3 protein-coding genes are annotated in these 2769 nt (G+C 66.1%); 1 reads left to right on the top strand and 2 read right to left on the bottom strand.

The features are described 5' to 3' along the window. Positions 1–392 precede the first annotated feature (392 nt). Both VD972_RS28050 and VD972_RS28045 read right to left on the bottom strand, forming a co-directional pair. Positions 393–842, bottom strand: a complete 450-nt coding sequence (locus VD972_RS28050) for a flavodoxin domain-containing protein (RefSeq protein WP_324991821.1) — start codon at positions 840–842, stop codon at positions 393–395. A 797-nt stretch (positions 843–1639) separates the two neighbouring features. Beyond that, the gene (locus VD972_RS28045; RefSeq protein ID WP_324991820.1) at positions 1640–1888 is read right to left on the bottom strand and encodes a hypothetical protein; all 249 of its coding nucleotides are present in this window, start codon (positions 1886–1888) and stop codon (positions 1640–1642) included. A gap of 504 nt (positions 1889–2392) precedes the next feature. Between VD972_RS28045 and VD972_RS28040 the strand changes: the two genes are divergently transcribed. After that, positions 2393–2764: a VOC family protein gene (locus tag VD972_RS28040; RefSeq protein WP_324991819.1), complete on the top strand. Its 372-nt coding sequence runs from the start codon at positions 2393–2395 to the stop codon at positions 2762–2764. Positions 2765–2769 lie beyond the last annotated feature (5 nt).

Below are 2769 nucleotides of genomic sequence, written 5' to 3'. Positions count from 1 at the left end.
CGCTGGTGGGCACCCACACCAGCCCCGAGCTCAACGACGCTGACAAGGATCTGAAGGGCGCTTTCGACGAGTGAGGCGAGCTTAGGTGTACCCGGCCATCAGGTTGGTCGCAGGCGGCTAATGGGTGGGAGCCCTTCGATTGCGCTGTGGCGGCGTCGAGTGTTGTAGATAGCTCGATTCGAGCCAGATGCAAGTGTGGGGGGGTTCGGTCGTGGTTGGTGGCGAAGGCCTGCCGGTAGGCCCACTCGGCGTCGATGACGCCTGGTGGCCGGGCGAGGTGCGCTCCTGGTCGCCGAGCCCATCCGGCTGGTGGGCCAACTGCAGCTGGCACGGCGTCACCGGGTGCAATCAGCTAGAGCGCCCGCCCGGCGAGCCCAGCCTCGCCGCAGCAGCTACTGGACGGCCAGCAGCTCGGCGGCGATCTCCTCGGTCCAGGCCTCGATGGCTTCCTCATCCTCCAGGGAGAGCACGTGGGGCTGAGACCCCGCGAAGACGTGTTCGCCGCGAGGTTCGACCAGCTTGACGAGCTGGTGGAACTCCCGTGGCGGGGTGTCCTCCGCGGCACTGCGCGCGGTGCCCTTCGGACCACTGCTGAACAGCCATACGGCGCGGTCCGCGAGCTCCTTGCGGTGATGTCGGGCGAAGCGGACTGCCGCATCGAGCCAGTGCGACATATGTGCGTTTCCGCCGAGGACCACGGCCTGATAGATGGTGGTGGTCTTCACGTTGGTAATGGGCTCGGCGCGGGCGTGCACGCCGTTCGCGCGCAGGCCGGTGGCGATACGCTCGGCGATGATGGTGGTCGGACCGCGGCGGGTGGCGTAGGCAACTAGGACATACATGGCTCTTCCTTTCTTGCTCTCATCGTGCCGCGAAGCGGGTGAGGGCGCAGCCCCCTTCACGAGTCAAGCACCATCCACTTGCCGTCGGCCGGACGCCTCGGCAGGCCTGTCTTGAGTCACTGTTTGTGCCGGCGCTGATGTTCACGGCCTCGTTCTCATGACCATGGACAAGCAGACAGCGGTGGACACGGGGTCGCGCTTCTTCGTCGCGCTCGCGGCCTTGGCCTGGGCCATCGAGAGGAGATACGTACGAGGCAGGAATGTGATCGGATAGTCCGATCACCAAATGGATCTCCGATTACCCCTGCGGGTCGCCTCTCGTCTTCGTCGCTTGTCATGGCGGTCGTCGCGAGGGGCGGCTCGGGTGGTGTCACGGGGGTCGGGTTGGCCTCTGACCAGGCCTCCGCTCCGGGCTTTACCGCCTCGTAGCTGGCCCGGAGCATGGCCTGCACGGCCGGTTCCTGGGGGTCCTTGCGGCGCAGCCGGATCGAGATCGGGTTGGCCCCGGTGTTGTAGGTGGCCTGCCAGTTCAGGGTGAAGCCCTGCTCGGCGAGCAGCCCACATAGGAGCGCTGCTCAGCGAATCCGGATGCGCACTGGAGAATCAGCTCGCGCAGCGCCTCCACGCTGCGTTTACTGCCGCGAGCCTGTGCAACAGGGCCGTTTCGCTTCCCCTGCGTCGCGAGTGGGTCGGTGAGCGAGGCCATATGCACGATCCATGCAGCGGCGATGTGATTCACGCGGGACTATGAAGGCGCGAGGTGGAGCTGGAAATGCGGCAACGGACACCAGCACAAATTATTCGTGACGCGAGCGGTCGGGCAGCTGTGCCTTCTCGCCCAAGGGCCACGACGCCCGGGTGCTGTCACCCCTCGTGGTCTTGACTTGGATCTCAACTGTGGGCCGGTACTCAAGGTGACCAGCAACCGCAAGGATGTCGGTCCGTTCCATCCCATCTCGCGTCAACGCGGGTGCGCAGCCGTGGCGGGCGAGGGTGGCGCACGTCCAGTGCTCTCCCACGGACTTGGTCATCTTGGTGTCGGCCATGGCCCGATCCTGCCCTCATGCAGGGACCTTATTGGAGATGGATCCGATCTCCTCCCGGGTCAACCACGGCGTGACCAGGAGGCCGCGATGCAGGTCGGCGGGGGCCCGGCCGAAAAGGTGGAATGCGCTATTCGCGAGTCCCATGGTCCTCCGCGGGCGTGAGCGCCTCCAGGAGTGAGCTAGTCTTGCGCCGGTGACGGAATCGCGGAACAGATCCGCTGTGGTGGCGACGGCCGTCGGGGCGTGCGGACACCCTCGCGCGCAGGTGGCAGTTTCGGCGGGAGTTTGGGCGGCAGTTCCAGAGACTGTCAGGTGCTCCGGGGGACTGAATCCTCAACTCCGTCGAGGGAATGACACCGGCACGGACCCCAGGGGACCGGTCGCCGGAAGCCGGAGGGTTGTTGGTTCGAGTCAACCGGGGAGCAACTCACGAAGGCCCTGATCCGATCCGGATCAGGGCTTTCGTCATGCCTGATCCAGGGACCTTCTGGGTACCGCGAATGCATGGCCGCACGAATCGCTCAGATCACCATCGACGTGTCCGACATCGAGACCCAGGCGGAGTTCTGGGGCGCGGCGCTCGGGCTCACCTCCGATCTCGGTGACGACGGGTCCGCCAAGCTCTATCCGGTCGAGGATGCCCCCGATGAGGCTGCGACGATCTGGCTCCAACCGGTCTCGGAGCCCAAGCGCGACAAGCTACGGCTGCACCTCGACCTCCGCCCGGAGGGCGGGGACGTGGATGGCGAGGTCGAGCGACTGCTCGGCCTTGGAGCCACCAGGGCGGACGTCGGACAGACCGGTGAGGAGACCTTCACCGTGCTCGCCGACCCGGAGGGAAACGAGTTCTGCATGCTGTACCGCGAGCAGCGCTGAGAAGC

This window comes from Hyalangium sp. (assembly GCF_035629615.1).
Taxonomy (GTDB): domain Bacteria; phylum Myxococcota; class Myxococcia; order Myxococcales; family Myxococcaceae; genus Hyalangium.
This window is presented reverse-complemented; position numbering and strand designations above follow the sequence as displayed.

Coding starts and splice junctions, on each gene's coding strand:
- VD972_RS28050 (WP_324991821.1), bottom strand. CDS start 842: ATGTATGTCCTAGTTGCCTACGCCACCCGCCGCGGTCCGACCACCATC.
- VD972_RS28045 (WP_324991820.1), bottom strand. CDS start 1,888: ATGGCCGACACCAAGATGACCAAGTCCGTGGGAGAGCACTGGACGTGC.
- VD972_RS28040 (WP_324991819.1), top strand. CDS start 2,393: ATGGCCGCACGAATCGCTCAGATCACCATCGACGTGTCCGACATCGAG.